Source organism: Xanthomonas sp. NCPPB 3583 (assembly GCF_041475715.2).
Lineage (GTDB): Bacteria > Pseudomonadota > Gammaproteobacteria > Xanthomonadales > Xanthomonadaceae > Xanthomonas > Xanthomonas euvesicatoria.
The window spans coordinates 280,319-306,758 of sequence record NZ_CM191263.1 but is presented as its reverse complement, the minus strand read 5'-3'; the positions used below and the strand labels follow the sequence as shown (position 1 = coordinate 306,758).

Genomic DNA, 26,440 nt, shown 5'->3' with positions numbered 1-26,440 from the left:
GGCCCACCCGGCTGGGCAACGTTGCGTTGCGGTATGGCGGTTGCCCCACGTCCATCGCGCGCGGTGGCGTGATGTCCAGCGCCTCGCCCCTGCCGCTTGCCTGGTTCAGGCGCCCCTGGCTGGGCGTGCTTGCGCGCACGCTGGCAGCCATCTTCGGTGGCTACGCGCTGGCCAGCGCCACCAATCTGTTGCTGGCGCTGGTGCTGCCGATGCCGCGCAGTGAAGCGGTATTGACCAGCATGCTGATCGGAATCGTGGTGTGCGCGTGTGCGCCGTTGTGGGCCTTCGCCACCGCCAGCGTGTGGCGTGCCTGGGCCGGCATCGCGGTGCCGGCGGCGTTGATGTTTGCGTTGGCCACGTGGCTGCAACGGAGCGCGGCATGAAGCAGGGCTTTCGCCAATCGATGGCGTGGCTGCACACCTGGACCGGGCTGCTGGTCGGCTGGGTCTTGCTGCTGATCTTCATGGGCGGCACGGCCAGTTATTACCGCGACGAAATCAGCCGCTGGATGCGCCCGGAACTGCCCACCACCACCGTGAGCACCGCCACCGCGCTGCGCAGTGCCGAGCAGTATCTGCAGACACACGCAGCCGATGCAGTGAGCTGGAACATCACCTTGCCGGATCCGCGCACTCCGGTGGTGAGCATGTACTGGCAGAATCCCGCGCCCGCCGACGGTAAACCAGCAGAGCGCCGGCAGATGTACGGCACCGCCATCATCGACCCGGCCACCGGCAAGGACATCGCCGCACGCGACACGCTGGGCGGCGAGTTCTTCTACCGGCTGCATTTCGACCTGCATTACGTGCCGGTGATGTGGGCGCGCTACATCGTGGGGTTCTGCGCGATGTTCATGTTGGTGGCGATCATCAGCGGGGTGATCACGCACAAGAAAATCTTCAAGGATTTCTTCACCTTCCGCCCCGGCAAGGGGCTACGGTCGTGGCTGGATTTCCACAACGTCAGCGCGGTGACCGCGCTGCCGTACCACGCGATGATTACCTACACCGGCATCGTGACCTTGATGTTCATGTACCTGCCGTGGGGCATCAAGGCGCGCTATGCCGGCGATGAGATGCGCTTCTACGACGAGGCGGCCAACCGGGTGGCCGATACGCGCAAGGCCGCCGGTGTACCGGCGCACATGCTGCCGCTGGAGCAGTTCGTGGCACGTGCGCGCAGCGACTGGCGTGGTGGCCAGGTGAGCAATGTGGCGGTGTCACTGCCCAACGATGCGCACGCTGCCGTCGGGGTGAGCCAGTTGGCCGACAACCTTTCCACCGACGTGCCCTCCATCCTGTTCGATGCAGTGAGCGGCGAGCGCCTGCAACGCAGCGGGCCGCCGGGCGGTGCCAGCCAGACGCGCGGGGTGATGGTGGGCCTGCATCTGGCCCATTTCGCCGGGCCATGGCTGCGCGCGCTGTTTTTCGGCTCCGGCCTGCTGGGCTGCCTGATGGTGGCCAGCGGCGTGGTGATGTGGGCAGTGAAAGAACGCCCCAAGCATCTGAAAGCCGGGCGAATCGGTTTCGGGCTGCGCCTGGTGGATGCACTCAATATCGGCACCGTGGCCGGTTTGCCGATCGCCTTTGCCAGCTTCTTCTGGGCCAACCGCGTGTTGCCGGTCGGCCTGGATGCGCGTGCAGCGATGGAGGCCAATGTGTTTTTTGCTGCGTGGGCCACGGCATTGCTGGCCGCATTCGTGTGGCCGCGGCGTGCGATGTGGAGCTGGCAGCTCTATCTGGGCGCGGCGTTGTTCGCGCTGGTGCCGGTGCTCAACGCGATCACCACCGATGCGCATCTGGGCGTGACGCTGCCGGCCGGGCAATGGGCACTGGCCGGTGTGGATCTGGTGTGCCTGTTCCTGGGCCTTAGCCTAGGCATTGCCGCCTTTCGCCTGCAGCGTTGGAAAGCGCCGCAGCCGGCTTCGGCACGACGCGCGCGCGCTGCGGCTGCCGCAACGCCCGTGCCGCACACCGCGCCGATCCAGGAAAGCGCATGAGCGTGTTGCTGTTGCTGGCGCTGAATTTTTCCGGCTTTGCTGCGCTATGCCTGGCGATGGACAAGCATCAACTGGAACTTCGCGGCCGCCTGCTGGGCACTGCACGGTCGCGCCAACTGCGTGTGCTGGGTTGGTTGCTGCTGTGTGTCACCTTCGCGTTGGCGGTGCATGCGCAGGGCTGGGGCATCGGCGCAGTGCTGTGGCTGGGCACGTTGACCGCCAGTGCGGCGGTGTTGTCGCTGTGGCTGCTGCCGTACCGGCGCGGCGCGATCGTGCCGGCCGCAGTGGCTGCACCGGTGCTGGCGGGTGTGGTGCAGGTGCTGAGTGGTTGAAGGTGGTTCGCGGCTGATCAGAGGTCTACTGCGTGCGTTTGCATGCCGACGCGGCGGCAACGAGCAGCATGAAGCACACGCGTGACCGGCCGACGGAATCGCCGAGCTAAACTGTCGGCGGGTCGCCCCAACTGCGGCCATCGCGCGGCAGGCGGCCATCGTCAAGCACCTGCAGCACGCGCTCGGGCTGCAGCATGTCCAGAAACAGCACCACGTTGACGCCTTCCGGCCGCGCCATGCTGGGGAAGATCGCGCCGGGAATCTCTGCTTCGCGCAACAGGTCGCCGAGCACCCAGCTCACCGGTTCGATCTTGTTGACCAGCGCCTTGCGCCAGTCGTCGGCCCAGTCGGCCCACACCGCATCCCAGCTGGCATCGAGCAAACGCAGATCGGCCAGCGCCGGAAGATCGGCGGCGTAGCTGACCAGCGTCAACGGTGGCAGGAACGGGGCTGCCTGGGCATATTCGGCCGCGGCGGTTTCCAGTTGCAGCGACAGATAGAGCGCCGGCTGGCCGAAGCGATTGAAGCGCCCACCCGAGCGCGCCGCACCGGCACCGCTCAGCGGTTCGGCGGCCCAGCGCGGGGTAAAGGCGCGATAGAGCGTGCAGTGCGCCGGGGCGCTCAGCTTCAACCGGCGGCCCCTGCGGCGACCGTGCGCAGATAGGTCAGCGCATCGTCGGTGCGCCCCTGCTTGACCACTTCCAGCAAGGTGGCGAACTCGAACGCGGGGATCGGCGTGTTCTTGAGGTGGAACACCACCTGGCGCTCGTCCGGTTGCACCTGCGCCATCGCCACCAGCAGCCGCGACAGATTGCGCAGCAAGTCCTGCACGCGCGGGCTTTCCGGGTGTACGCGCAGGCTGTTGCGATGCACGCCGGCCAGGTCGGCCAGTTCCTGTTGCGACAGATCCAGCAGACCGGCCATGGCCGACGGCGACAGGATGGTTCGGTCCGGCACGCGCAGGCGTTCGGTCAAGGTCAGGGGATTGAGAACGGCGACCATCGCACGGCTCCGGCAAGGTAGGTGCACAGTATATGCACAGTCAGCTGCATCTGGGAGGCACATCCATGCGCTCGGTCAGTGCACTGTCAGCTGCGCGCTTGCGCTGCCCCCACCGCGCGCAGACAGAAGCCGCAGATCGCTTCGACCAGTTGCTCGCCCTGTTGCGGGTCACCACGGCTGGGGGCGATCGGTCCCACCAGGGCCTCGGTAAACGCGCCAACGATGCAGGCAGCCGCGGCATCCAGCGACTGCTGCGGAAACTCCCCGGCCGCCACGCCTTCGGCAAGCAGCTGGCGAAACACCTCACCGAACAGGCGGCGGCCGCGGATGCGCTCGGCGTCGACCTCGCTCTCCACGGGCTCGGCGATGAAGGCGTACGCCAATGCCGGGCCGGCCAGCGCCCGCCGTACGAAGGTGGCGATCGCGCTACGCAGGCGCTCGGCTGCGCTGGCCTGGGTGGCCGCAATGGCACGCAGGATGACCATCTCGCGCTGTACCGCTTCGTTTAGAACTTCTACGAAAAGTTCAGCTTTCGACGGGAAATGCCGATAAATCTGCCCGGTTGATACGCCCGCCGCCGCGGCCACCGCGGTGACCGGTGCATTGCGGTAACCGCCTTCGGCGATCAGGACACGGGCGGCGTGCAGGATCCGTTCGCGATTGCCGGCCAGGCGTTCTTCCATCAGGGCGGAGCGTCGATAAGCCATGGTGTGATTCTTGGTTCAATAGTTGAATTTTAGTTCACTTTTTTGTTGCGGACCGCTAGTCTGGCCGCATCCGCCGCGCGGTCCGCCCGCTCCCACCCGGCACATCCCGATCCCCGTGGAGTTGTTGCATGCATGTGCCGTCCTTGAACTTCGAGCTTGGCGAAGAGATCGACCTGCTGCGCGAAAGCGTGGCCGCCTTCGCCAGCCACCATATCGCTCCGCTGGCCGCGGCAGCCGACCACGATAACGTGTTCCCCGCCCAGCTATGGCGCCTGCTCGGCGAACAAGGGCTGCTCGGTCTGACCGTAGAAGACGCGTACGGCGGCAGCGGCATGGGCTATCTGGCGCACGTGGTGGCGATGGAAGAGATCTCCCGCGCTGGCGGTGCGATCGGGCTGTCGTATGGCGCGCATTCGAATCTGTGCCTGAACCAGCTGCGCAAGAACGCCAGCCACGAGCAGAAGCAACGCTACCTGCCCAAGCTGTGCAGTGGCGAGCATGTGGGCGCGCTGGCGATGAGCGAAGCCGGCTCCGGTTCGGACGTGGTGTCGATGAAGCTGCGCGCCGATGCGCGCGGCGACCGCTTTGTGCTCAACGGCAGCAAGATGTGGATCACCAACGGCCCGGATGCCGACGTGCTGGTGGTGTACGCCAAGACCGACCCGGACGCCGGCGCGCGCGGCATCACCGCCTTTATCGTGGAGAAGGGCATGCCGGGCTTTTCCACGGCGCAGAAGCTCGACAAGCTGGGCATGCGCGGCTCCAACACCTGCGAGCTGGTGTTCACCGATTGCGAAGTACCGGCGGAAAACGTGCTGGGCACGCTCAACGGCGGCGTGCGTGTGCTGATGTCCGGGCTGGATTTCGAACGCGTGGTGCTGGCCGGCGGGCCGCTCGGGCTGATGGCCGCAGCAATGGACGTGGTGTTGCCGTACGTGCACGAGCGCAAGCAGTTCGGCGAGCCGATCGGCACTTTCCAGTTGATGCAGGCCAAGCTGGCCGACATGTATGTGGGACTCAATGCCTGCCGCGCGTATGTGTATGCAGTGGCGCGCGCCTGCGATGCCGGGCGTACCACCCGCCAGGACGCAGCCGGCGCCATCCTGTATGCCGCCGAGAAGGCAACCTGGCTGACCGGCCAGGCCATCCAGGTGCTGGGTGGCAATGGCTACATCAACGAGTACCCCACCGGACGCCTGTGGCGCGATGCCAAGTTGTACGAGATTGGCGCGGGCACCTCGGAAATCCGGCGCATGCTGATCGGCCGCGAGTTGTTCGAACGCACCGCCTGACGGAGCCACCATGAGCGTGATCGATAGCCAGCTGCAGGTCAGCGGCGAGAGTTTCCAACACAACGCCGCCGCGATGCGCGCGGTGATCGACGACCTGCGCCGCACCCTCGCACGGACCGCGCGTGGCGGCAGCGACGCCGCACGCGCCAAGCACACCGCACGCGGCAAGCTGCTGGCGCGCGAGCGCATCGATGCCTTGCTGGATCCGGGCAGCCCATTGCTGGAACTCGCCCCCCTGGCCGCCCATGGCATGTACGACGACCAGGTCCCGTGCGCGGGCGTGGTGGCCGGCATTGGCCGCGTGTCCGGCGTGGAATGCGTGATCGTGGCCAACGACGCCACCGTCAAGGGCGGCACCTATTACCCGATGACGGTGAAAAAGCACTTACGTGCGCAGGAGATCGCGCAGCAAAACCGGTTGCCGTGCATCTATCTGGTCGATTCCGGCGGTGCGTTTCTGCCATTGCAGGACGAAGTGTTTCCGGACCGCGACCACTTCGGGCGCATCTTCTACAACCAGGCCAACCTGTCGGCCAACGGCATCCCGCAGATTGCCTGCGTAATGGGCTCGTGCACCGCTGGCGGCGCCTATGTGCCGGCAATGAGCGATGAAACGGTGATCGTGCGCGAGCAAGGCACCATCTTCCTGGGTGGCCCGCCGCTGGTGAAGGCCGCCACCGGCGAAGAAGTCAGTGCCGAAGACCTGGGCGGCGCCGATGTGCATACGCGCATTTCCGGCGTGGCCGATCACTTTGCCGACAACGATCTGCAGGCGCTGGCGCGCGTGCGCGCCATCATCGCGCAGCTCAACTGGCGCAAACCTGCCGCATCGCTGGCGCTGCAGGCACCGTTGCCGCCACGCTATGCCGCCGACGAACTATATGGCGTGATTCCTGCAGATACGCGCAAGCCGTTCGATGTGCGCGAAGTGATCGCGCGCATCGTCGACGATTCGCGCCTGGATGAATTCAAACCGCGCTATGGCAGCACGCTGGTGACGGGGTTTGCGCACCTGCATGGCTACCCGGTCGGCATCATTGCCAACAACGGCATTCTGTTTTCCGAGTCCGCGCTCAAGGGCGCGCACTTCATCGAGCTGTGCACGCAGCGCGGCATTCCGCTGGTCTTCCTGCAGAACATCACCGGCTTCATGGTCGGGCGCAAATACGAACATGGCGGCATCGCCAAGGACGGCGCCAAGCTAGTGATGGCGGTGGCCTGCGCCAAGGTGCCCAAGTTCACCGTGGTGATCGGCGGCTCGTTCGGTGCGGGCAACTATGGCATGTGTGGGCGCGCGTATTCGCCGAACTTCTTGTGGATGTGGCCGAATGCGCGCATCGGCGTGATGGGTGGCGAGCAGGCGGCCAGCGTGCTGGCCACGGTGCGTCGCGACGGTATCGAGGCCAAGGGCGGTGCATGGTCGGGCGAAGACGAGGATGCGTTCAAGGCGCCGATCCGCGCCCAGTTCGAGCAGCAAGGCCATCCGTATTACGCCAGTGCTCGGCTCTGGGACGATGGCATCATCGATCCGGCCGATACGCGCCGCGTGCTGGGCCTGGGATTGTCGGCGGCCTTGAACGCGCCGATCGAACCCACGCGCTTTGGCGTGTTTCGCATGTGAGTGAGGGGGAGCATGGCAGCCGCGGTTCTGCGTGCTGCGGCACCCGATGCTGGTGTGCAGGCTGGGAGTGAGGTTGTGTGTATGCGTGCCGGCAATCGTCGACGTTTGCGCAGGTGGCTTGCAGCAACACAGCGCCGTGTGACAACAAACCTGCTTGCGCTCGATGTCGGTGTGCAACAGGCAAGCCGTTTATCTTCGTAAGACGACCCGCCGCTACGGCGACGTGCAGAGACTGATCCGATGACCCAGCGCGACCCTATCGCCGCAGCAACGCAAGCGCCCTTCGACAAGATCCTGATCGCCAATCGCGGCGAGATCGCCTGCCGGGTCATCGCCACCTGCCGCACCCTGGGCATTGCGACGGTGGCGGTGTATTCGGATGCAGACCGCAATGCACGGCATGTGCGCCTGGCGGACGAGGCGGTGCACATCGGCGCCGCGCCCGCGCAGCAGAGCTATCTGCGGGGCGAAGCAATCCTGCAAGCGGCACGCGCCACCGGTGCGCAGGCGATCCATCCCGGTTATGGGTTCCTGTCGGAAAACGCGGCATTTGCCGAGGCTTGCGCACACGCTGGCATCGTCTTCATCGGCCCACCGGCAGCGGCGATCCGCGCGATGGGCGACAAGAGTGCGGCCAAGGCACTGATGCAACGGGCCGGCGTGCCGCTGACACCGGGCTACCACGGCGACGAGCAGGCACCGGCATTCCTGCGTGCGCAAGCCGACGCCATCGGCTACCCGGTGTTGATCAAGGCCAGTGCCGGCGGCGGCGGCAAGGGCATGCGTCGGGTGGATACCAGCGCAGCGTTCGAAGACGCGTTGGCGAGCTGCCAGCGTGAAGCGCAGTCGGCATTCGGCAATGCGCACGTGCTGGTGGAGAAATATGTCCGGCGGCCGCGGCATATCGAAATCCAGGTGTTCGGCGATACGCATGGCGAGGTGGTGTACCTGTTCGAACGCGACTGCTCGGTGCAGCGCCGCCACCAGAAGGTGCTGGAAGAAGCGCCCGCACCGGGCATGAGCGAAGCCAGGCGCGCGGCGATGGGCAAGGCGGCGGTAGATGCGGCACAGGCGGTGGGCTACGTCGGTGCCGGCACGGTGGAATTCATCGCCGGCCCGGACGGCGATTTCTATTTCATGGAAATGAATACCCGTCTGCAGGTGGAGCACCCGGTGACCGAATTGATCACCGGCACCGATCTGGTCGAGTGGCAATTGCGGGTTGCCGCTGGCGCACGCTTGCCGCGCAGGCAGCACGAGCTGCGCATCCACGGGCATGCGCTGGAAGCGCGCCTGTACGCCGAAGATGCCGAGCGCGGTTTCCTGCCGTCCACCGGCACGCTGCGTCAGTTGCAGATGCCTGCTGCCAGCGCGCATGTGCGCGTCGATGCAGGCGTGGAGCAAGGCGACACCATCAGCCCGTACTACGACCCGATGATCGCCAAGCTGCTCGTCTGGGATACCGATCGCACGGCTGCATTGGCCCGCATGCGCGCGGCATTGGCGCAATTCCACGCAGTAGGGGTCACCACCAACAGTGCATTTCTGTCGCGCCTGATCGCGACCGATTCGTTCGCGTCGGCGAATCTGGACACCGCCTTGATCGAGCGCGAACACGCCGTGCTGTTTCCAGAGGCGCGCAGCCCCGACAACGCCTGGTGGTGCCTTGCAGCGGTGTTGATTGCCGATGCATTGCCGCCAGTGGCCGTTGATCCAGCCGATCCGCATTCGCCGTGGCAGCACGCGGACGGCTGGCGCATCGGTGCGCATGCAGCGCAGCACATCGTCCTGGAAGCAAACGGCGAGCGCCGCCAACTTGCTGTGCGCCCGGATGCCGATGGCTGGCAAGTCACCGACGCAGGCCAGACGCATGCCGTGCGCTACCACCGGCACGAGACGGACGTGCGCGTGGAGATGGACGGCCGGCAATGGCGTGCACAGGTGTTGCGCGACGGCGCCACGCTGACCCTGATCGGGGCCACGCAGCGGGCCGCCTTCCGTCACCACGATGCACTGGCAGAAGCCGACCAGCCCACCCAGGACACCGGCGGACTGACCGCACCGATGCCCGGCCGCATCGTGTCCCTGCCCGCAGCAGTGGGCCAGCCGGTCGCCCGTGGGCAGGCACTGGTGGTGCTGGAAGCGATGAAAATGGAGCACACCCTGCACGCGCCCAGCGATGGCACCGTGCAGGCGTACCTGGTGGCCGAAGGCGATCTGGTGAACGACGGTGCGGCGCTGGTGGAATTTGTGTCCGCGTCTGCGTAGCGGCGCATGGCAGGGTGACCAACGGCACGTTCGCCTGCACGCACGCTGCCGCTAGCGTGGCAAATCGGCCGGCCCGGCCGCCTTGCCACCGGAGTTCCCATGCAACGCCTGCTTCTTGTTTCCAGCATGCTGCTCGCGCTGTCTGCGTGCAGCGACAAACCTGCGCCCGCTCCCGAGAAAGCGGCAGCACCTGCACCGGCGGCAGCAGCGCCCGCAGCGCCGCCTGCGCTGATCACCCGCGATGCGCTGTTCGGCAATCCCGAGCGGGCCAATGTCAGCATCAGTCCGGACGGCAAGTACCTCAGCTGGGTGGCGCCGCTGGCGGGTGTGCTCAATGTCTGGGTTGCGCCGGTGGATGCGCCCGACCAGGCGCGTGCGATCACCAAGGACACCGCACGCGGCATTCGCAATTACTTCTGGACCTATCAACCCAATACCTTGCTGTATCTGCGCGACAACGGCGGCGATGAAGATTTCCACCTGTTTTCGGTCAATTTGGCTGACGGCAGCAGCAAGGATCTCACCCCGTTCAAGAAGACCAATGCCGAGGTGTATCGGGTCAGCGCACAACATCCCGAATCGATCATGGTCGGCATGAACGACCGCGATGCCAAGTGGCACGACCTGTACCGCGTGGACCTGGCCTCCGGCAAGCGCACGCTGGTGCAGAAGAACACCGACGGCCTGGATGCGTACCTGCTCGATGGCGACTACCAGCTGCGCTACGCCACGCGCGCGACAGACGATGCCGGCAGGGAGTTGCTGGTGCCCGATGGCAACCGCTGGAAGAGCGTGGACCGCATTCCGTTCGAGGACGTCACCAATACCGCGCCGGAGGGCCTGACCGAGGATGGCAAGACGCTGTACATGCAGGATTCGCGCAACCGCGACACTGCAGCGCTGTATGCCATCGACACGGCCAGCAATACACGCACGCTGCTGTTCGAAAACCCGCGCGCCGACGTCGGCGCCACCTTGAATGACCCCAAGACCGGGGCGGTGCAGGCGGTGTCCACCGACTACCTGCGCGAAGAATGGAAGCCGCTGGACAACGGCATTGCCGCGGATCTGCAGAAACTCAAATCCCTTGGCGGCGGCGATGCCAGCGTGGCCGCGCGCACGCTCGACGACCGCATCTGGATCGTGGGCTATTCCGCGGCAGAAACCCCGCTCACGTACTACCGCTACGATCGCGCCGATGGCGGCAAGCTGACCAAGCTGTTCTCCGCACGGCCCGCACTGGAGGGCAAGCCGCTGGTGCCGATGTGGCCACAGGAGCTGACCGCACGCGACGGCCTCAAGCTGATCAGCTACCTCACCCTGCCGGCCGAAGCCGATGCCAACCACGACGGCAAGGCCGACAAGCCGGTGCCGTTGGTGCTGTTCGTGCACGGCGGCCCGTGGGCGCGCGACAGCTACGGCTACGGGCCGTACGAACAATGGTTGGCCAACCGCGGCTATGCGGTGTTGTCGGTGAACTTCCGTGGCTCCACCGGGTTCGGCAAGGCATTCACCAACGCCGGCAATGGCGAGTGGGCCGGCAAGATGCACGAGGACCTGCTCGACGCGGTGCAATGGGCGGTCAAGCAAGGCGTCACCAAACCGGACGAGGTCGCCATCATGGGCGGCAGCTACGGCGGCTATGCCACGCTGGTCGGCATGACGTTTACCCCGGACGCCTTCAAATGCGGCGTGGATATCGTGGGCCCGGCCAATCTCAACACCTTGCTCGGCACCGTGCCGCCCTACTGGGCCAGCTTCTACAAGCAGCTGACCCGGCGCATGGGCGACCCCGCCACCGAAGCCGGCAAGCAGTGGCTGACCGACCGTTCTCCGCTGACCCATGTCGACAAGATCAGCAAGCCGCTGTTGATCGGCCAGGGCGCCAACGACCCGCGCGTCAAGCAGGCCGAAAGCGACCAGATCGTCAACGCAATGAAGGCCAAGAACATTCCGGTCACCTACGTGCTGTTCCCCGACGAAGGCCACGGCTTCCGCCGCCCGGAAAACAGCAAGGCCTTCAACGCCGTGACCGAAAGCTTCCTGAGCCAGTGCCTGGGCGGCCGCGTGCAACCGATCGGTGCGGACCTGGAAGGCTCCAGCATCACCGTCCCGGAAGGCGCCGACAAGATCAACGGCCTGAGCGAGGCCTTGAAGACGCATACGCAGGCGATTCGGAAGTAAAGACCTGCGCCAGCCGCGCACTGTCTGCAAGGCAGTACTCGCTGTTCCGGCGAGTACTGCCGCCCATGATGCGTAAGCACTGAGCAGCTAGCGGTTGCCGCCCCACCGGCCGAAGCCGGTGTCCGAGTCAGCGCAAAAGCAACTCGATGACTCGCTGCTTTTGCTGCTGGCAGCGCAGTAGTTCCATCCGCGCGGGCAGCCGCCTTGCCCTGGTCATGTGTCGCGAGAGCTGGAAGACCCTATCAGGGCTGCTCAAGATCCTTGGATAAGTCCCGATCGCGACTGGACAGCCAGATGGCCCCGTTAGGATCCAGCTCGGTGTTCGTCATCTCTTCGGCACGCCAACCGAATCCGCAGATGGCCAGTGGGCCGTCCTGCAGGCCATCCAGGCCCAGTGCCTGTTCGATGTCGACCTCATTGATGGCCGACGTCACGAACGCCCCTAGCCCCAGGTCGGTGGCACTCAAATAAAGCGTCTGCGCAATATGTCCGACATCGAGAATCATCGCGCGATAGGCCTTGGCGTGGTTCCGATACTTCCAGAAGCTGCGCAAGAACCGTGGCACCAGAATCAACAGCACCGGCGCTTGCGCAAACCAGTGCTGACCGGAGAGCGCTCGACGTGCGAAATCCGACAGCGGCTCAGGCGGCGGCGCCATGGGCTGCAGCGCATGCTCGATCGGACGGTAGTGATACAGCCCGCTTGGCATGCCCTGGACGCGCTGAATCAGCAGATAGGTCTCAGTGGGATGCAAGCTTCCTCCCGAAGGGACCGGCTTTTTCAAAAACGCGGTGTCGTGACCCACCGCAACACGCGCGCTCGCCATGACGCTACGTTGGAGCATGTGGCCCAATAACTCACGCGATAGCGCGCGTTGCTTATCGAAATTGCGGCAGGTCACACGGCGTGACAACAGGTCATCGAAGGCACCGGTGGCCGCACGCGGCAGCGTGATACGTGCGGCAACACCTCCTATCCCACGCTCCACGACTTCGGCAGGCGGCGCGCCCAGGCGATCGACCATTCCCTCTGCGGTTGTCAGGCCTTGCTCTTCCATTGTCGCGACGCTGTCTTCGCCTTTCCAGCGTGCAAAACGATGCCAAAGCGCGGCCAACGGCCACCAACGCTGCTGCTGCACCTGCTCATCATGCTGCCGATGGGTTGCGTGCGCGGCTTGGTCGCTGATCGCCAGACCTTGATCGAGCAACCGCTCCATCCAGGGCAGCAGCGGTTGCACCGGATCGACCGGCTGCCAGCGCGTAGGACTGAGTTGACTTAGCCAATCACGCTCGTGCGCAGCCACTTCCACTTCGGCATCGAGGTGAGGCGCAAGCGCAAGCCAGCGGGTACGGCGACGCAGCCCAACGCCGCCGGCAAGCAGTTGAGCAAAATCGAACGTCGCATCGTCGCGAAGCTCGAAGAACAGCGTGGCACAGCGACGAATCTGCATGGAGACATCTCAAGGACACATGAGCATGGTCGATATTGTCTCAGCTATCCCATCACATCATGCGCCAGCCCCCTCACCTGTGGACAAGACAATGACCGATCCAGCCGACCAGGCACACCTTCCGTTTGATGCATCCATCGCCGACAGGCTGCTGGAGCTGCTCTCCAACGACGACGATTTTCGCGATTGCTTCCAAGACAACCCGGCACAGGCGCTTGCTCAGCTCGGTGTTGCCGGCGCCAATGCCAACGACGGCGTGCCCAGTGCCGGAGAGCCTTATTACTGCATGACCACCAACCAACTTGCTTCCAAGGAAGACATTGCGTTGGCGCGTGCCGAGTTACAGAGCTATCTGACCGAAAAGACCAATCACACCGTGATTTTCGCTTTCGAATCCGAAAGTATTCGCTCCACCCTGCTGCGCAGGTAAGCAGGCAGACGCGATGCAGGCCAGGCACGCACGAACGCCTGCGCCTGCTCGCGGGCTTCCTGCGTACGCCCCAATGCGTACAGCGACTCGGCGGTCCATAACCGTGCTAACCGCGTGTGCAACACATTGAGCGGCTGTAACGTCTGCGAGGCATTTGCCTCGATGTAGGCGCGCCCACGCTGAAGGGAAAGCCAGCGGGCTTGTTGCAATGCCTCCGCGTGCCGTCCGCTGTCATGCAACAAGGTGTACAAGGTCACACGCGTCTGCAATAGATCGTCGGGACCGGGAGGCAGGCGAGCGATGGCGGCCACCCGATCGCCCGACAGCGCCAGATGCTGGGCTTCGACGATCGCGCGTAATTCGCCAAGCACAGGTGTTTCGTGTGCGAGCGCAGGCTTGATCGCCGAAAGCGCGCGTGCAGTGAACTGATCGTCGCCATTGCGCTGAGCCTGGCTGACCAGGGCCAGCATCATGGCAGCGTCGTCCTGAAGGTTTGGCTCGGCCGGACCCTTGGCTTTTATTGCGCCCACCAGCGCTTCAAACGCCGAACTCATCCCGGGACCGACGGATGCTGTTTCACCGGTGATGGCTGCGGTGGTAGCCCCAATCACCAGAAACTGCCGATAGCTGAAATCGTCGGTGTGCTTGCTACGCTCCAGGGCCTGTGCCATTGCCGCATTTGCGTCCGCCCAATTGGCCTGATCCAGCGCGATGCTGGTGCGGTCGATCAGTGGTACCACATCGTCGTTGGCGTAGCCGTTTTCTACAATCCGGTCGAGGGTTCGCTGCGCCTCGGCATAACGGCCAAGCACTGCCAAGGCATCGGCTTGGCGTCGCAGCGGCCCTGCCCGATCGCCGTCGTTCGAGTTTTCGAAGCGCTGCAACGCAGCCTCGACCTTCCCCTGTGCCATCAGGATGCGGCCGATGCGATCAGACGCGATAGAACGCAGCGGATCCTGTACGACATCGGCAGCCTGCGCATATGGCAACGCATCCGCAAAGCGGTTTGCCACAAACAAATGCCATGAAGTGTTGGCGGCACCGGCGAAATTGTCCGGATACAAGGACGCCAACGTTCGCCACAGTGGGAGCGCGGTGTCCACCGCCCGCAGCTCGGCGATCCAGGCATCTAGATAGAGCTGATCACGTGCCGGCAAGCGCTGACGGAACCGAACCGCGTTGTCCAGATATGGAAGCGCGCCGTTGCGGTCTGACACCGCAACCTTGATGCGCGCCGCCCCCAGGTAAGCCAACGCAAACGTCGGGTCGATTCCGACCGCGCGATCAAACAGTTCCAGGCCCTCACGCCACCGACCTTTAGCAGTCGCTTCCACGCCCAGTGCATAGGCACGCAACGCGTCCAGACTCGATGTTGTGACGGCCGGCAATGGCACTGAATTCTTGTCGATCGACGCGACCATCTCGCCGAGCCCCTGGCGGAGCTTACGTGTGACGTGATCCACCGAAGACAGCGCAGACGGTAAGCCGTCGCCTTGGACAAACTCCGAATACACGGTCGTTTGCGTGCGCGGATCCACCAGCTCTACGCTGAAACGCAGTTTCCCTCCAACTTCAGCAACGGTCGGAAGAAGAACTGCGCTGGCACCATCACGCAACGCCACCTCCGATGCCACACTGCGGTCCAGAACAGTCGTGTTGGGATCGCGCTTCATTCGCATGACCGTGTCGCGCACCTTCATGTCACTCAGGACATTGACGTACCGCGACTGCTCGAGGCTGATGCGTAGCGCCTGTTCCAGCGCTCCATCCAGCACGGCATTGCCAGTGAGATTGCGCACATCGCCGACCACGACCCAATCGCGGCTGGCAAAGGCAATCGCAGGCTGCGGCCGAATGAAGAACCACACTGCGATTCCCACCGCCAGCACCACCCCCACCTCAGCCACCAACGCGGCCGGCCTGCGCCACAGCGGCACATCGCGCCAGGCTTTTGCCGAATTCTTCGGCATGCGCAGGGGAGTCAGGCCGACTTCGCCCACTTCGTAGATCTCCATCGCGGTGGGCATGCCCTTGAAGCGCCAGCGCCCGTGCGATTTCCACAATAACCGGTCGGCGCGGTTTCCGAGTTCGCGTGCGGCGCGATGGGTCAACGACTCGGCTACCGCCGAGAGCAAGATCTGCCCCGGCCGTGCCATCGACATCAAGCGTGCGGCGGTGGGCTTGGCCAGCCCTTCGACTTCCAGCGGCTTGGCGCCGATGCTGATCGCTTCGTCGCTATTGCGCCAGGTCAGCACTTCGCCCACATGCAGGCCCTGGCGTGCGCAGAGCGTGAGCGCATGCGCATCGCCCATCGTCTTGAGCCCGCGCGCGTAATCCAGCGCGAAACCCAGGCCATCGATGGGGCGGTCGAACAGCAGCAGCAGCCCGTCGGAACGATCGATCAGGCGGCCGCGCCAGTGCTGCTGCAGCTTGACCACCAGGCGGTCGTGCTCGCGGAACAAGGCGGCCGCGGCGTTGTCGCCGATACGTTCGACCAGCGCGGTCGAATCGCAGAGATCGGTCAACAGCAAGGTGCGCAGCCGCGGCGCCTGGATCGCTTCCGACGACGCGTCCTTGCGTGCGTGGGTGCGGCTGCTCATCGCTCAGCGGTGACCGGTGGCAGGCGGTTGATCCAGGGCCAGCGTCTCCTGCATGCACAGCACATTGCCGCCCTGCCGCTTGGCCTCGTACAAGGCGCTGTCGGCGAGCGTGTACCAGTCGTTCCAGGCCGCGTCCGCGTCGATCATGCACGAGCCTACGCTGACCGAGCAGCCTTGTTCGCCCTGGCCGTTGCACAGCCGCGCTTCCACCGCGCGCACGATGCATTCGCCGATGTGGTGCACCAGCTCGCTGGTGCCTTGCGCGACGAGCACGCAGAATTCGTCGCCGCCGAGACGGCAGGCCAGGTCGCCTTCGGCGATCACCGAACGCAGGGCATGGGCCACGTTCTGCAGCACGCGGTCGCCTGCCAGGTGACCGAACTCGTCGTTGATGCGCTTGAAACGGTCGCAGTCGATCAGGATCAGGCCCACACCCGGCACGTGGCCGGCCCGCCGGCATTCCTGCAGGTGCAACGCCAGCCCGCGCCGGTTGTGCAGGCCGGTGAGCTCGTCGGTCCGGCTCAGTTCTTCGGTGTGGTTGAGCTGGTGCGAGGTGACGTAGAGGTTGTCCAGCGCCGCTTCCAGATCGTGGTTGCGGCGGCGCAGCTGGCGGATCAGCAATTGTTCGTTGTTGACCACCCGCACGATGGAGCGGCGCAGGAAGTGCGCCACCATCGAGGGGTCCTGGTCGACCAGACGCTGGAAATCCTCGTGTGCCAGCTCGATCAGACGGCTGTCGGTGGAGGCGCTGGCGCCGGCGCTGCGCGCGTGATCGCCGATCAGCAGGCCGAGCTCGCCGAAGAATTCTCCCGGGCCCAGATGCTTGAGCATCAGGTCCTCGCCGAAATCCAGGTCGATCTGGCCGCTGACAACGATGTACATCTGCGTGCCCACCGCACCGCGCTCGAACAGCGACTGGCCCGCGGACACCTCACGCGAACGGCCGAAACGGGCGAAAAACGCCAGTTCCTCGGCAGTCATCAGCGCATGCAGCCCATCGGGGACCGTTTTGGCAACGTTCCCTGTCGGCTCGAGTGCGCCTGCGGTGTTGTGGCACGTCATCGGTTTTCCCTTAGGCCAGCCTGCACCATTAGCCCATGGACAAATCCTACAGGACCCCCTTGTTCAGCACCAGATCACACTATTTCTCACCAAGAAAGAGACGAATTGACGGGTATCGGACGTAAAAAAAGGGCTCGGTTCTCCGAGCCCTTCCCCCTCCCAGGGTGGCGCAATGTGGCGCCGGTTGAATCTGCCTTGGTCGGCTATTGCTGTAGCAACAGCTGCATCAACTCAGCGCCAGGTGTCGCTGCACTGCATTGCCTCATGTACAGCCGCTGCCGTTGCGGTGCCGCCAGCCATCAGGCCGCCTTGTCGCTATGGAATTGCGCTTCTTCGGTGGAGCCACGCAAGGCGGTGGTGGACGATTGCCCCTGCTGGATCGCCTGCGTCACTGCATCGAAATAGCCGGTGCCTACTTCGCGCTGGTGCTTGACTGCGGTAAATCCCCTCTCCGCCGCTTCGAACTCGGCCTGCTGCAATTCGACAAACGCACTCATCTGCCGGCGCGCATAGCCGTGCGCCAGATGGAACATGCCGTAGTTCAAGGCGTGGAAGCCAGCCAGGGTGATGAACTGGAACTTGTAGCCATAGCTCGCCAGTTCGGTCTGGAATTTGGCGATGGTGGCATCGTCCAGATTCTTCTTCCAATTGAAACTCGGCGAGCAGTTGTAGGCCAGCAATTTGCCGGGGAACCTGGCATGGATGGCCTGCGCAAACGCACGCGCAAATTCCAGGTCCGGCTTGCCGGTTTCGCACCAGATCAGGTCGGCGTACGGGGCATAGGCCAAGCCGCGGCTGATCGCCTGGTCCAGGCCATTGCGGGTCTTGAAGAAGCCTTCGACCGTGCGCTCGCCAGTGGTGAACGGTTGGTCGTTGGCATCCACGTCGCTGGTGATCAGGTCGGCGGCTTCGGCGTCGGTGCGCGCAATCAGTACCGTCGGCACGCCCAGCACATCGGCGGCCAGGCGCGCGGCATTCAATTTTTCGATCGCCTCACGCGTGGGCACCAGCACCTTGCCGCCCATGTGGCCGCACTTCTTGACCGAGGCCAGTTGGTCTTCGAAATGCACGCCAGCCGCGCCGGCTTCGATCATCGCCTTCATCAGTTCGAAGGCGTTGAGCACGCCACCGAAGCCGGCTTCGGCGTCGGCCACGATCGGCTGCAGGAAGTCGATGGCATCGTTGCCTTCGGCGTGATGCAACTGGTCGGCGCGCAGCAAGGTGTTGTTGATGCGCTTGACCACCGCCGGCACCGAATCGGCCGGGTACAGCGATTGGTCCGGATACATCTGCCCGGCCAGATTGGCGTCGGCGGCAACCTGCCAGCCGCTCAGGTAAATCGCCTTCAAGCCGGCCTTGACCTGCTGCATGGCCTGGTTGCCGGTCAATGCGCCCAGCGCATTGACGAACGGCGTGGCATGCAATGAGGTCCACAATTTTTCCGCGCCCAACCGCGCCAGCGAGTGCTCGACATGCACGGTGCCACGCAGGCGCACCACATCGGCAGCGCTGTAATTGCGGGTGATGCCGCTCCAGCGCGGGTTGTTGGACCAGTCCTGCTGCAGTTGTTCGGCGCTTTGCAGTGTGGTGCTCATCTTGCGTTCTCCTGAGAGGTACGACGGATGGAACGAGGAAGGAATGGTGGGCATGCGGCATGGCAAGGCCGTCGTTGCGCGTGCGTGCGCAACGGGCGTTGAAATGCGTTGAAGTGGAAACTGCGCGATGCCGGTGGCAGGCGTCGCCGCAGGGTGAAATCAATCGATCAGGCGGTACGCCGGTACGGTAAGAAAGTCCGCCAGTTCGTCGGCGCGGCTCAACTCTTCGAGCAAGGCGATCGCTTCATCGATCCGTGCAGCGCCGGGCAGCGCGGTGGCGGTTCCCAGCCGTGCAGGCAGTGCGCGCAAGGTGGCCTGCAGCAGGTGTTGATCGATGGCGGTGCCATCATCCAGGTGCTGGCCGTGATGCAACCACTGCCACAGCTGCGCGCGGCTGATTTCGGCCGTGGCGGCGTCTTCCATCAGGTGGTGGATCGGCACGCAGCCATTGCCGTCCAGCCAGGCCGCCAGGTAGCGCACGCACACTTCGACATTGCCTTCGAACCCGGCGCGGGTGACATTGCCCGGCGAGGGCGCGATCAACATGTCGCGCGTCACCTGCACGTCATTGCGCACTACATGCTGCTGATGCGCGGTGGGCATGTGTTCGTCGAACAGTTTCATCGCCACCGGAATCAGCGCCGGATGCGCCACCCAGGTGCCATCGTGACCGGCGGTCACTTCGCGCAACTTGTCGGCACGCACGCGAGCCATGGCCTGTTCGTTGGCGGCTTCATCGTGATTGATCGGAATCTGCGCGGCCATGCCGCCCATCGCATGCGCACCGCGGCGGTGGCAGGTCTTGATCAGCAGCTCCGAATAGGCCTTCAAAAATGGCTGGGTCATGGTGACCTGGCCGCGTTCGGGCAGCACGCGGTCGCGGTGCGCCCGAAAGGTTTTCAGGTAGGAAAAGATATAGTCCCAACGCCCGCAGTTCAGGCCCACGATGCGCTCGCGCAGCGCGTGGAGAATTTCGTCCATCTCGAACACCGCCGGCAGCGTTTCGATCAGCACGGTGACCTTGATCTGCCCATGCGGCAGGCCCAGCATCGCTTCGATATGCGCCAGCGCGGTGTCCCACAGTGCGGCTTCTTCCATGCTCTGCAGCTTGGGCAGGTACAGGTACGGGCCGCGGTCCTTGGCCAGCAACGCACGGCCATTGTGGAAGGCAAATAGCGCCGCATCGAACAGGCCGCCGGCCAACGGCTGGCCGTCGATCAACACGTGCTTTTCGTCCAGGTGCCAGCCGCGCGGGCGCACGATCAGCACTGCACGTTCGGCCTCCGGGCGCAGGGCGTAGTGCTTGCCGTTGGGCGCATCGAAGCTGAGGTCACCGCGCACCGCCGCAGCCAGGGTGCGCTGGCCGGCCAGCAGGTTGCGCCAGGTCGGCGCGGTGGAATCTTCGAAGTCGGCCATGAACACCTTGGCGCCGGAGTTCAGCGCATTGATGACCATCTTCGGGTCGGTCGGGCCGGTGATTTCGACACGGCGGTCCAGCAGTGCCGCCGGCAGGGGAGCCACACGCCAATCGCCGGCACGGATGGCCTGGGTATCGGTACGGAAGTCCGGCAGCTGACCGGCATCGAAAGCGGCCTGGCGCTGGCGCCGCTGGGCCAGACGCTGCTGGCGGCCGGGCTCGATCGCCCGGTGCAGCGAAACCAGCAGGGCCAGCGCGGCGGCCGGCAGCAGCTCTGCCTGGCCGGCGATCTGGGTGGTCAGCGCAATACCGGGCGTGGCGTGGTCGGTGGGACGGGGAGCAAACGCGGTGGCAGCCATGTGGGGGTCCTTGTGCATCCGGACCTGCACCGTGCGCCCGATGCAACTATTTGACAAAGCAGTTTTATCAATGCTGTAAATAAGCTCGACTTATATTAGACCAGCGCAACGCACGCTCATGGCGCCAACCCCTCGATTTTCCTACAAATCTGATCGCCTCAAGCCGTTGCGCGCATTCTGCCAGACGGTGCGGCTGGGCTCTGTCTCACGGGCCGCTGAGGCGCTCTATGTCAGCCAGCCGGCTGTGACACTGCAGTTGCAGGCACTGGAGCGTGATCTGGGCGTGCCGTTGTTCGAACGCTCCGGGCGACGCATGGCACCCAGCCGCGAAGGCCAGTTGCTGTACGACATGGCGCAACCGCTGGTGGAAAGCCTGGATGGGCTGGAAGCGAGCTTTCGCGAAAAGGTGCGCGGGCTGGATGCCGGCGAGCTCAATATCGCCGCCAACAGTTCCACCATCCTGTACCTGCTGCCGCGCATCGTGGCCAACTTCCGCGCGCGCCATCCGGACGTGCGGCTGACCCTGCACAACGCCATCAGCGCCGATGGCACCGACCTGCTGCGCGAAGATGCGGTGGACCTGGCGGTTGGCTCGATGCTGGATGTGCCGGCCGACCTCAACTACGCGCCGGTCTACCGTTTCGAGCAATTGCTGATCACCCCGCCCGATCATCCATTGGCCGGCAAGGCCGAGGTCTCGCTGCAGGATCTGTCGCCATATCCATTGATCCTGCCGCCGCGCCGGCAGGTGACCTACCGCCTGGTCGATCTGGTCTTTCAGCAGGCGCGCGTGCCCTACACCGTGGCACTGGAGGTGGGCGGCTGGGAGGTGATCAAGCAATACGTGGCGATGGGCATGGGTATTTCCATCGTCACTGCGATCTGCCTCACCGACGCCGACCGCGACAAGCTGGCCACGCGCTCGCTGAAGGATTTTTTCCCGACCCGCAGCTACGGCGTGGTGGTGCGCAAGGGCAAGTATCTGTCGCCGCAAGCACGCGCGTTTATCGAGCTGATTCAGCCGGATCTGTTCACGCCGCGTGGCTACGACGAGAGCGGCGATTCGGAGCGTTGAGTCGTTCGCGATGGCCCGGCGTCATCGTCTGGCATCGCGGCCATGCGAGCACGCGTCGCGCCATCCATCACGCACATCCGCCGGAAGACGCTGGATCAAGCGCGCCAAACGTGTGTGCCATGCAGCAATGCGAGCGAACGCGACAAGATGCCGTGACCTACATCGGACCATCTATCCCTCACGTCAGGACGCATTGCCTGCGCGCGTTGATCGCCAACCTGATCGCAGCGCGTCGCCATGCATACACTAAGCGCCGGCATGCCGCGCATCGCCGTGTCGTCGGTTGGGGGGGAACTTGCCGATGCCCTGCAGGACGCGCGGCTGAGCCGACTCAACCACTGGAATGCTCACGCGATGAATCCGACCACGTTGTTGCTGGTGCAGTTGGCAGTGATCCTGGGCGCTGCGCGCCTGTGCGGTGCGTTGTTGCAACGCATTGGGCAGCCGCCGGTCATCGGCGAAATGGCGGCCGGGTTGTTGCTCGGTCCGATCGCATTCGGTGCCTGGCTGTCCGACCTGCACATGGCGTTGTTCGCCGCCAGAAGCCTGCCGCCGCTGTCCGGCCTGGCCACGATGGGCGTGGTGCTTTTCATGTTCGTGGTCGGTGTCGAATTGCGTGCGCCGGAAGGCACCAAGGCGCAAGTGCGCGCCTCGATCCTGGTGGGCGTGTCCGGCATCGTGTTGCCGCTGCTGCTCGGACTGGCTGCCGCGCCATGGCTGTTCCCGCGCTTCGCACCGCAAGGCGTCAGCTTCTGGCCATTCGCGCTGTTCATTGCCGCGGCGATGTCGGTAACGGCATTTCCGGTGCTGGCGCGCATCCTCAAGGACCGCAACATGACGCGGACGCCCGCCGGCCGCCTGGCGCTGGGCGCGGCCGTGATCGACGACGCCACGGTATGGATCTTCCTGGCGATCGTGCTGACCTTGACCGGCAACAACGCGCATGGCGGCGTGGCGTTCACGGCCATCGGTGCGTTGGTCTTGATCGCCGCCGTGTTCGGTGTGCTCAAGCCTGCCTATGCGCGCGTGCTGCGCGCACGCGCGCATGACGGCCGGTATGCACCGAGCGCGCTGGTATGGGTCTTGATCGGTCTGCTGGCGTGCGCCGCGCTGGCGGAGTGGATCGGGCTGCATGCGATCTTCGGTGCATTCCTGTTCGGCATTTGCCTGCCGCGCGATGACCGCCTGCTGGAACATCTGGCCGGGCGTATCGAGCCGCTGGCCATCACCCTGCTGATGCCGGTGCTGTTTGCGGTTGCCGGTCAAGCCACCAGCCCTGGCGCATTCGCCGGCGCCGGCCTGAGCGGACTTGTGCTGGTGATCGGGGTGGCGGTGGGCGGCAAGTTGCTCGGCTGCACGCTAGGTGCGCGCCTGAGCGGCCATCACTGGCGCGACAGTCTTACCGTGGGCTCGCTGATGAACGCACGCGGGCTGATGGAGTTGGTGGTGATCAAGATCGGCCTGGATAGCGGCGTGATCGGGCCGGATCTGTTTACGCTGTTGTTCGGCATGACGCTGGTGACCACGGTAATGGCCTCGCCGATGGTGGCCTGGTTCCAGCGCAAACGGCACGCAGCAGCCGATGCGCTGGCCGCAAGCAATTCACCTCACGGATGAGGGCGCGATGGTGCTGCGGTGCCGCGTCAGGCCCGATACCGTGCATGCAACTGGGCTGCCGTGCAGTGCATGCCATTGAATCATGGCGCGCTCCACGTTGCGGCACTGCACACGCCCGCATCCGCTCTCACGCAGAGTGCCGTCATGTCCGACCCAGCTGAGCCGTGTTATGCCGAAAGCGCGGCACCGCCTGCGTTACGCGCGCAGCTGCAGTGCAGCTGGCAATTTCGCCAGGGCAGTCACGCGCCGCAACCGGTGCTGGTGTTGCCCGATGGCAGCGTCGATCTGATCTGGAATGGCAGCGAAGTATTCGTCGCCGGGCCGGATCGCATTGCCAATCCCGCATCGGTGGCGGCAGGCACGACGTTGACCGGTGTCCGTCTGGCAGCGGGCGTGGCAGCCGGTCTGCTGCAGCTGCCGTTACACGCCATTGCCGACCAACGCGTTGCGCTGGAAACGCTGTGGGGCGAGCGGGGCCGCACATGGCAGCATCGCCTGGAAGACGGCGCCGACCCGTTACAGACCTTGCAGGCACTGTGCCAACAGCACGCCGCAGCGCGCGATCCGCAGATGGCTTGGCTGTTCGAACAACTGACCGTCGGCGCGCCGACCCGGCTAAGCGCGTTGACCGACGCGTTGGGAATCAGCGAGCGCTCGCTGCGCCGCCGCTGTCAGGACGCGTTCGGCTATGGCAGCAAGACGCTGGAGCGCGTCTTGCGCCTGCAGCGCTTCCTTCGGATCGTGCGAAGGCACCGCAACTTGACCGAGGCCGCGCTGCATGCAGGCTACGGCGATGCGCCGCATCTGGTGCGCGATGCACGTCAACTCACAGGGCTGAGTCCGCGCGCACTGGTGCAGCAGCATGCATGCTGAGTTGGCCGTTTTCGCCAAGCCACCGGCGTGCGCCATCTGCATGCTGTGCACTCGCTCAGGAGCACGCCATGATCGACACCACGCAGCACCGCATCGATTATCTGGAATTTGCCGTCGACTCGATCGCCGTCGCCAAAGCTTTTTATGGGCAGGCCTTCGGCTGGACATTTCAGGACTACGGCCCTGACTACTGCGAATTCCGCGACGGCCGCCTGAGCGGCGGTTTCTTCCACGGCACGCCGCAACCGGGTGGCGCGCTGGTGGTGCTCGCCTCCGATGATCTGGCGCGCAGCCAGGCGCGTATCGAAGCGGCAGGTGGACGCATCACCCAACCGGTGTTCGCGTTCCCGGGCGGGCGCCGTTTTCACTTTGCCGACCCGCACGGCTATCCCTTGGCAGTGTGGTCGAAAGACTAAGCGCAGCTGCCAAAACGGCTGCGCGCGCCGCCAGGCGGCGCGGCCGGTGCGCGAAATCGGGGCACGTCCCACTCGTCCGCTGCGTCTGTGCGTGCGCCGGCTGCGCTCACCTGACGAATACTCGCTACGCTTTGTTACTCCAGGAGCGCAAATGAACGGACTGCCCGCGCTCATTTGCGCGCGTACAGCCCCAGGAACATCGCCACCGCCGATTCGGCCACCTGCGTCTGTTGCTGCGGCGACAGCGGCGGCTGGCCCATGGTGATCTGCGGCCAGAACGCAAAGCCCTTCACCAGCGCCTGCAACTGCTGCGCGGCGAATTCAGGCTCCACGCCTGCCAGCCGGCCATCGGCCAGTGCGGCACGCAGCCAGGTGGTGGTGCCCTCTTCCTTGCTGCCCAGCTGCGACAACAATTCGCGCGCACGCGCCGGCGAGTGGATGCCTTCGGCGATGGCCACGCGCGACAGATCGATGAACGCCGGGTCGTCCAACAGCCGCAGTTTCTGTTGCAGCAGGGCGATCAACTGCAGGTGCAGCGGTTGGTCGGGCCGATACGCCAGGTTCACCGCCTCGGCGCTGCGTTGCCACAGTCCGCGCAAGATCTCGCCGAACAAGGCGTCCTTGCTGGGGAAGTGGTTGTAGACCGTGCGTTTGGAAACGCCGGCGGTGGCGGCCACGCGGTCCATGCTGGTCGCTTCGAAGCCGTGCTGCCGGAATTGGGCAATGGCGGCCTCCACGATGGCGTTGCGCTTGCGGTCGGTCAGGCGCTGGGGCGTGGCCGGAGGGGAAGATGCGGTCGACATGGGGCGATTTTACACCCGGCAGTTTACTTTCACGAAAATAAAACTACACTGTGCAGTGTAATCAGTGCTGGTGCGCTGTGCGGTTGTCACCCCGCCGCCGTTGGTCTGTAAGAAGCTGCCTGTACGCCCGTCCATGCCGATCCTGACGCCAGGTCCACCCAGTGCCCGCTGCATCGCCGTTGCCTGATCGCTCGTCCTTCTGCTCTCCCACGTCTTGCCCGGACTTCCTATGGCTTCCCCACGCCCTTCCCCGTATGTCGATTCGCCGCAGTTTCGCGCTGGCCGCTTCCGTAATGCGATGCCGTTGCCGACCACCGTCATGACCCTGCGCGAGCAGCTCGGCCTGATGTGGGCCATGGTATTCGGCAAGCCCCGCACCACGGTGCCCTCCGCGCCCTTGCCGGTGCAGCCGCTGACACGCGCGCAACTGCTGGCCGCACCGGATCGCAGCCTGTACCGGCTAGGCCATTCCACCCTGCTGATGAAGCTGGCGGGCGGGCTGTGGCTGACCGACCCGGTGTTTTCCAAACGCGCCTCGCCGGTGCCGTTCGCCGGACCCAAGCGCTTCCACGCCCCGCCGATTGCGCTGGACGCGCTGCCGCCGCTGGCTGGGGTGATCCTGTCGCATGACCACTACGACCATCTCGACCGCGCCACCATCGGTGCGCTGGCCGACCGTGTCGGCGTGTTTGTCGCCCCGTTGGGCGTGGGCGACCTGCTGGTGCGCTGGGGCGTAGACCCGGCCAAGGTGCGGCAGCTGGATTGGTGGGAGTCGATCAGCGTTGCCGGCCTGCAGCTCACCGCCACCCCGTCGCAACATTTTTCCGGCCGCGGGCTGTTCGACAATGGACGCACGCTGTGGTGTTCCTGGGTGATCCAGGCAGGTGACCTGCGTTTGTTCTTCAGCGGCGACGGCGGCTATGGCCCGCACTTCAAGACCATCGGCGAGCAGCTCGGGCCGTTCGATGTGGCATTGATCGAAAACGGCGCCTACGACCACATGTGGCCGCACGTGCACATGCAGCCGGAGCAGAGCCTGCAGGCGTTCATCGACGTCGGCGGCCGTAGCCTGCTGCCGATCCACAACGGCACCTTCGATCTGGCCATGCACGCGTGGCAGGAGCCGCTGGACCGGATCGTGGCGCTGGCCGACTCTGCTGGTGTCGCACTGATCACCCCGTGCATGGGCGAGCGTGTGGACTTGAATGCCCCCGGCAACCGCGTGCGTTGGTGGCGGCAGGACGCTGCGGCCACTGCGTCGGATGGAGTGGTGGCTACGCCGTAAATGGCCGGCTGCGCGGCCGGCGTGGGTGTCGGGTGTGGCTACGCCATGGTGC

The 26,440-nt window shown here is 65.0% G+C and carries 23 protein-coding genes; 13 read left to right on the top strand and 10 right to left on the bottom strand.

Translation table 11 applies throughout. The features are described 5' to 3' along the window. Positions 1–71: 71 nt before the first annotated feature. Genes ACCQ07_RS01325 through ACCQ07_RS01315 form a run of 3 tightly spaced genes read left to right on the top strand, consistent with a single transcriptional unit; the run spans position 72 to position 2,331 of the window. On the top strand, positions 72–383 hold the full coding sequence (locus tag ACCQ07_RS01325) for a DUF3649 domain-containing protein (protein ID WP_008572273.1): 312 nt from the start codon (positions 72–74) through the stop codon (positions 381–383). Continuing rightward, positions 380–1,999, top strand: a complete 1,620-nt coding sequence (locus tag ACCQ07_RS01320; protein ID WP_008572272.1) for a PepSY-associated TM helix domain-containing protein — start codon at positions 380–382, stop codon at positions 1,997–1,999. The genes ACCQ07_RS01325 and ACCQ07_RS01320 overlap by 4 nt, the downstream gene beginning before the upstream one ends. Beyond that, positions 1,996–2,331, top strand: a complete 336-nt coding sequence (locus ACCQ07_RS01315; RefSeq protein WP_014089036.1) for a DUF3325 domain-containing protein — start codon at positions 1,996–1,998, stop codon at positions 2,329–2,331. Before ACCQ07_RS01320 ends, ACCQ07_RS01315 begins: the two co-directional genes overlap by 4 nt. Before the next feature lie 106 nt (positions 2,332–2,437). Here the strand turns inward: ACCQ07_RS01315 and ACCQ07_RS01310 are convergent, their stop codons facing one another. The 3 genes from ACCQ07_RS01310 to ACCQ07_RS01300 all read right to left on the bottom strand — a co-directional run bounded on the left by ACCQ07_RS01310 (position 2,438) and on the right by ACCQ07_RS01300 (position 4,040). Further along, complete coding sequence (locus ACCQ07_RS01310; RefSeq protein ID WP_008572268.1) at positions 2,438–2,962, bottom strand: RES family NAD+ phosphorylase; 525 nt, start codon at positions 2,960–2,962, stop codon at positions 2,438–2,440. Continuing rightward, entirely contained in the window at positions 2,959–3,333 is a 375-nt protein-coding gene (locus ACCQ07_RS01305; RefSeq protein ID WP_031420702.1) for a hypothetical protein, read from the bottom strand. The genes ACCQ07_RS01310 and ACCQ07_RS01305 overlap by 4 nt, the downstream gene beginning before the upstream one ends. 86 nt (positions 3,334–3,419) lie before the next feature. Continuing rightward, complete coding sequence (locus ACCQ07_RS01300; protein ID WP_011345985.1) at positions 3,420–4,040, bottom strand: TetR/AcrR family transcriptional regulator; 621 nt, start codon at positions 4,038–4,040, stop codon at positions 3,420–3,422. A 128-nt stretch (positions 4,041–4,168) separates the two neighbouring features. On the opposite strand from ACCQ07_RS01300, the gene ACCQ07_RS01295 reads away from it, so the two are divergent. From ACCQ07_RS01295 to ACCQ07_RS01280, 4 genes are all read left to right on the top strand, one after another. Next, entirely contained in the window at positions 4,169–5,332 is a 1,164-nt protein-coding gene (locus ACCQ07_RS01295) for an isovaleryl-CoA dehydrogenase (protein WP_008572264.1), read from the top strand. 10 nt (positions 5,333–5,342) lie between these two features. Then, complete coding sequence (locus tag ACCQ07_RS01290) at positions 5,343–6,953, top strand: carboxyl transferase domain-containing protein (protein WP_122273434.1); 1,611 nt, start codon at positions 5,343–5,345, stop codon at positions 6,951–6,953. 240 nt (positions 6,954–7,193) lie between these two features. Next, positions 7,194–9,221 carry an acetyl/propionyl/methylcrotonyl-CoA carboxylase subunit alpha gene (locus ACCQ07_RS01285; RefSeq protein WP_372363702.1) on the top strand — a complete coding sequence of 676 codons (2,028 nt, stop codon included), beginning with the start codon at positions 7,194–7,196 and terminating at the stop codon, positions 9,219–9,221. Between the two features lie 99 nt (positions 9,222–9,320). Next, positions 9,321–11,405, top strand: coding sequence for a S9 family peptidase (locus ACCQ07_RS01280; RefSeq protein WP_218554453.1), 2,085 nt, complete (start codon positions 9,321–9,323; stop codon positions 11,403–11,405). Positions 11,406–11,647: 242 nt separating this feature from the next. On the opposite strand, the gene ACCQ07_RS01275 is transcribed toward ACCQ07_RS01280, so the two are convergent. Then, positions 11,648–12,856: a putative peptide maturation dehydrogenase gene (locus ACCQ07_RS01275; RefSeq protein WP_029818296.1), complete on the bottom strand. Its 1,209-nt coding sequence runs from the start codon at positions 12,854–12,856 to the stop codon at positions 11,648–11,650. 91 nt (positions 12,857–12,947) lie between these two features. On the opposite strand from ACCQ07_RS01275, the gene ACCQ07_RS01270 reads away from it, so the two are divergent. Then, positions 12,948–13,286, top strand: a complete 339-nt coding sequence (locus tag ACCQ07_RS01270) for an NHLP-related RiPP peptide (protein WP_372167564.1) — start codon at positions 12,948–12,950, stop codon at positions 13,284–13,286. Here the strand turns inward: ACCQ07_RS01270 and ACCQ07_RS01265 are convergent. The 4 genes from ACCQ07_RS01265 to aceB all read right to left on the bottom strand — a co-directional run bounded on the left by ACCQ07_RS01265 (position 13,226) and on the right by aceB (position 20,319). Continuing rightward, on the bottom strand, positions 13,226–15,886 hold the full coding sequence (locus ACCQ07_RS01265) for a putative peptide modification system cyclase (RefSeq protein ID WP_122273438.1): 2,661 nt from the start codon (positions 15,884–15,886) through the stop codon (positions 13,226–13,228). The genes ACCQ07_RS01270 and ACCQ07_RS01265 overlap by 61 nt on opposite strands. 3 nt (positions 15,887–15,889) lie before the next feature. After that, a complete protein-coding gene (locus ACCQ07_RS01260) occupies positions 15,890–16,948 on the bottom strand; it encodes a GGDEF domain-containing protein (RefSeq protein WP_014089029.1) in 1,059 nt (352 codons plus the stop codon). 299 nt (positions 16,949–17,247) lie between these two features. Next, positions 17,248–18,543, bottom strand: coding sequence for an isocitrate lyase (aceA, locus tag ACCQ07_RS01255; RefSeq protein WP_218496825.1), 1,296 nt, complete (start codon positions 18,541–18,543; stop codon positions 17,248–17,250). Positions 18,544–18,702: 159 nt separating this feature from the next. Further along, positions 18,703–20,319 (bottom strand): malate synthase A, encoded by a 1,617-nt coding sequence (aceB, locus tag ACCQ07_RS01250; RefSeq protein ID WP_014089027.1) that lies wholly within the window; start codon positions 20,317–20,319, stop codon positions 18,703–18,705. Positions 20,320–20,437: 118 nt separating this feature from the next. On the opposite strand from aceB, the gene ACCQ07_RS01245 reads away from it, so the two are divergent. From ACCQ07_RS01245 to ACCQ07_RS01230, 4 genes are all read left to right on the top strand, one after another. After that, positions 20,438–21,394 carry a LysR family transcriptional regulator gene (locus ACCQ07_RS01245; protein ID WP_011345974.1) on the top strand — a complete coding sequence of 319 codons (957 nt, stop codon included), beginning with the start codon at positions 20,438–20,440 and terminating at the stop codon, positions 21,392–21,394. A gap of 354 nt (positions 21,395–21,748) precedes the next feature. Then, positions 21,749–23,011, top strand: a complete 1,263-nt coding sequence (locus tag ACCQ07_RS01240; RefSeq protein ID WP_372364106.1) for a cation:proton antiporter — start codon at positions 21,749–21,751, stop codon at positions 23,009–23,011. A 144-nt stretch (positions 23,012–23,155) separates the two neighbouring features. Continuing rightward, the gene (locus ACCQ07_RS01235) at positions 23,156–23,884 is read left to right on the top strand and encodes a helix-turn-helix transcriptional regulator (protein WP_338339396.1); all 729 of its coding nucleotides are present in this window, start codon (positions 23,156–23,158) and stop codon (positions 23,882–23,884) included. A 68-nt stretch (positions 23,885–23,952) separates the two neighbouring features. Then, positions 23,953–24,300 (top strand): VOC family protein, encoded by a 348-nt coding sequence (locus ACCQ07_RS01230; RefSeq protein ID WP_014089024.1) that lies wholly within the window; start codon positions 23,953–23,955, stop codon positions 24,298–24,300. Between the two features lie 170 nt (positions 24,301–24,470). Here ACCQ07_RS01230 and ACCQ07_RS01225 read toward each other — a convergent pair whose 3' ends face one another. Together ACCQ07_RS01225 and ACCQ07_RS01220 are read right to left on the bottom strand one after the other, a co-directional pair. Beyond that, on the bottom strand, positions 24,471–25,103 hold the full coding sequence (locus ACCQ07_RS01225) for a TetR/AcrR family transcriptional regulator (protein ID WP_014089023.1): 633 nt from the start codon (positions 25,101–25,103) through the stop codon (positions 24,471–24,473). 9 nt (positions 25,104–25,112) lie between these two features. Continuing rightward, the gene (locus ACCQ07_RS01220; protein WP_338339438.1) at positions 25,113–25,334 is read right to left on the bottom strand and encodes a hypothetical protein; all 222 of its coding nucleotides are present in this window, start codon (positions 25,332–25,334) and stop codon (positions 25,113–25,115) included. Here ACCQ07_RS01220 and ACCQ07_RS01215 point away from each other — a divergent pair. Then, positions 25,333–26,388, top strand: coding sequence for an MBL fold metallo-hydrolase (locus ACCQ07_RS01215; protein WP_014089022.1), 1,056 nt, complete (start codon positions 25,333–25,335; stop codon positions 26,386–26,388). The genes ACCQ07_RS01220 and ACCQ07_RS01215 overlap by 2 nt on opposite strands. Positions 26,389–26,440: the final 52 nt, after the last annotated feature.

Excerpts from the sequence above, each read along its gene's own strand:
- ACCQ07_RS01230 (WP_014089024.1), top strand. The coding sequence starts at position 23,953 with ATGATCGACACCACGCAGCACCGCATCGATTATCTGGAATTTGCCGTC.
- ACCQ07_RS01300 (WP_011345985.1), bottom strand. The coding sequence starts at position 4,040 with ATGGCTTATCGACGCTCCGCCCTGATGGAAGAACGCCTGGCCGGCAAT.
- aceB (WP_014089027.1), bottom strand. The coding sequence starts at position 20,319 with ATGGCTGCCACCGCGTTTGCTCCCCGTCCCACCGACCACGCCACGCCC.
- ACCQ07_RS01290 (WP_122273434.1), top strand. The coding sequence starts at position 5,343 with ATGAGCGTGATCGATAGCCAGCTGCAGGTCAGCGGCGAGAGTTTCCAA.
- ACCQ07_RS01265 (WP_122273438.1), bottom strand. The coding sequence starts at position 15,886 with ATGAGCAGCCGCACCCACGCACGCAAGGACGCGTCGTCGGAAGCGATC.
- ACCQ07_RS01260 (WP_014089029.1), bottom strand. The coding sequence starts at position 16,948 with ATGACGTGCCACAACACCGCAGGCGCACTCGAGCCGACAGGGAACGTT.
- ACCQ07_RS01270 (WP_372167564.1), top strand. The coding sequence starts at position 12,948 with ATGACCGATCCAGCCGACCAGGCACACCTTCCGTTTGATGCATCCATC.
- ACCQ07_RS01305 (WP_031420702.1), bottom strand. The coding sequence starts at position 3,333 with ATGGTCGCCGTTCTCAATCCCCTGACCTTGACCGAACGCCTGCGCGTG.
- ACCQ07_RS01280 (WP_218554453.1), top strand. The coding sequence starts at position 9,321 with ATGCAACGCCTGCTTCTTGTTTCCAGCATGCTGCTCGCGCTGTCTGCG.
- ACCQ07_RS01225 (WP_014089023.1), bottom strand. The coding sequence starts at position 25,103 with ATGTCGACCGCATCTTCCCCTCCGGCCACGCCCCAGCGCCTGACCGAC.
- ACCQ07_RS01315 (WP_014089036.1), top strand. The coding sequence starts at position 1,996 with ATGAGCGTGTTGCTGTTGCTGGCGCTGAATTTTTCCGGCTTTGCTGCG.
- ACCQ07_RS01275 (WP_029818296.1), bottom strand. The coding sequence starts at position 12,856 with ATGCAGATTCGTCGCTGTGCCACGCTGTTCTTCGAGCTTCGCGACGAT.
- ACCQ07_RS01235 (WP_338339396.1), top strand. The coding sequence starts at position 23,156 with ATGTCCGACCCAGCTGAGCCGTGTTATGCCGAAAGCGCGGCACCGCCT.
- ACCQ07_RS01325 (WP_008572273.1), top strand. The coding sequence starts at position 72 with ATGTCCAGCGCCTCGCCCCTGCCGCTTGCCTGGTTCAGGCGCCCCTGG.
- ACCQ07_RS01295 (WP_008572264.1), top strand. The coding sequence starts at position 4,169 with ATGCATGTGCCGTCCTTGAACTTCGAGCTTGGCGAAGAGATCGACCTG.
- ACCQ07_RS01240 (WP_372364106.1), top strand. The coding sequence starts at position 21,749 with ATGAATCCGACCACGTTGTTGCTGGTGCAGTTGGCAGTGATCCTGGGC.
- aceA (WP_218496825.1), bottom strand. The coding sequence starts at position 18,543 with ATGAGCACCACACTGCAAAGCGCCGAACAACTGCAGCAGGACTGGTCC.
- ACCQ07_RS01285 (WP_372363702.1), top strand. The coding sequence starts at position 7,194 with ATGACCCAGCGCGACCCTATCGCCGCAGCAACGCAAGCGCCCTTCGAC.
- ACCQ07_RS01320 (WP_008572272.1), top strand. The coding sequence starts at position 380 with ATGAAGCAGGGCTTTCGCCAATCGATGGCGTGGCTGCACACCTGGACC.
- ACCQ07_RS01245 (WP_011345974.1), top strand. The coding sequence starts at position 20,438 with ATGGCGCCAACCCCTCGATTTTCCTACAAATCTGATCGCCTCAAGCCG.
- ACCQ07_RS01215 (WP_014089022.1), top strand. The coding sequence starts at position 25,333 with ATGGCTTCCCCACGCCCTTCCCCGTATGTCGATTCGCCGCAGTTTCGC.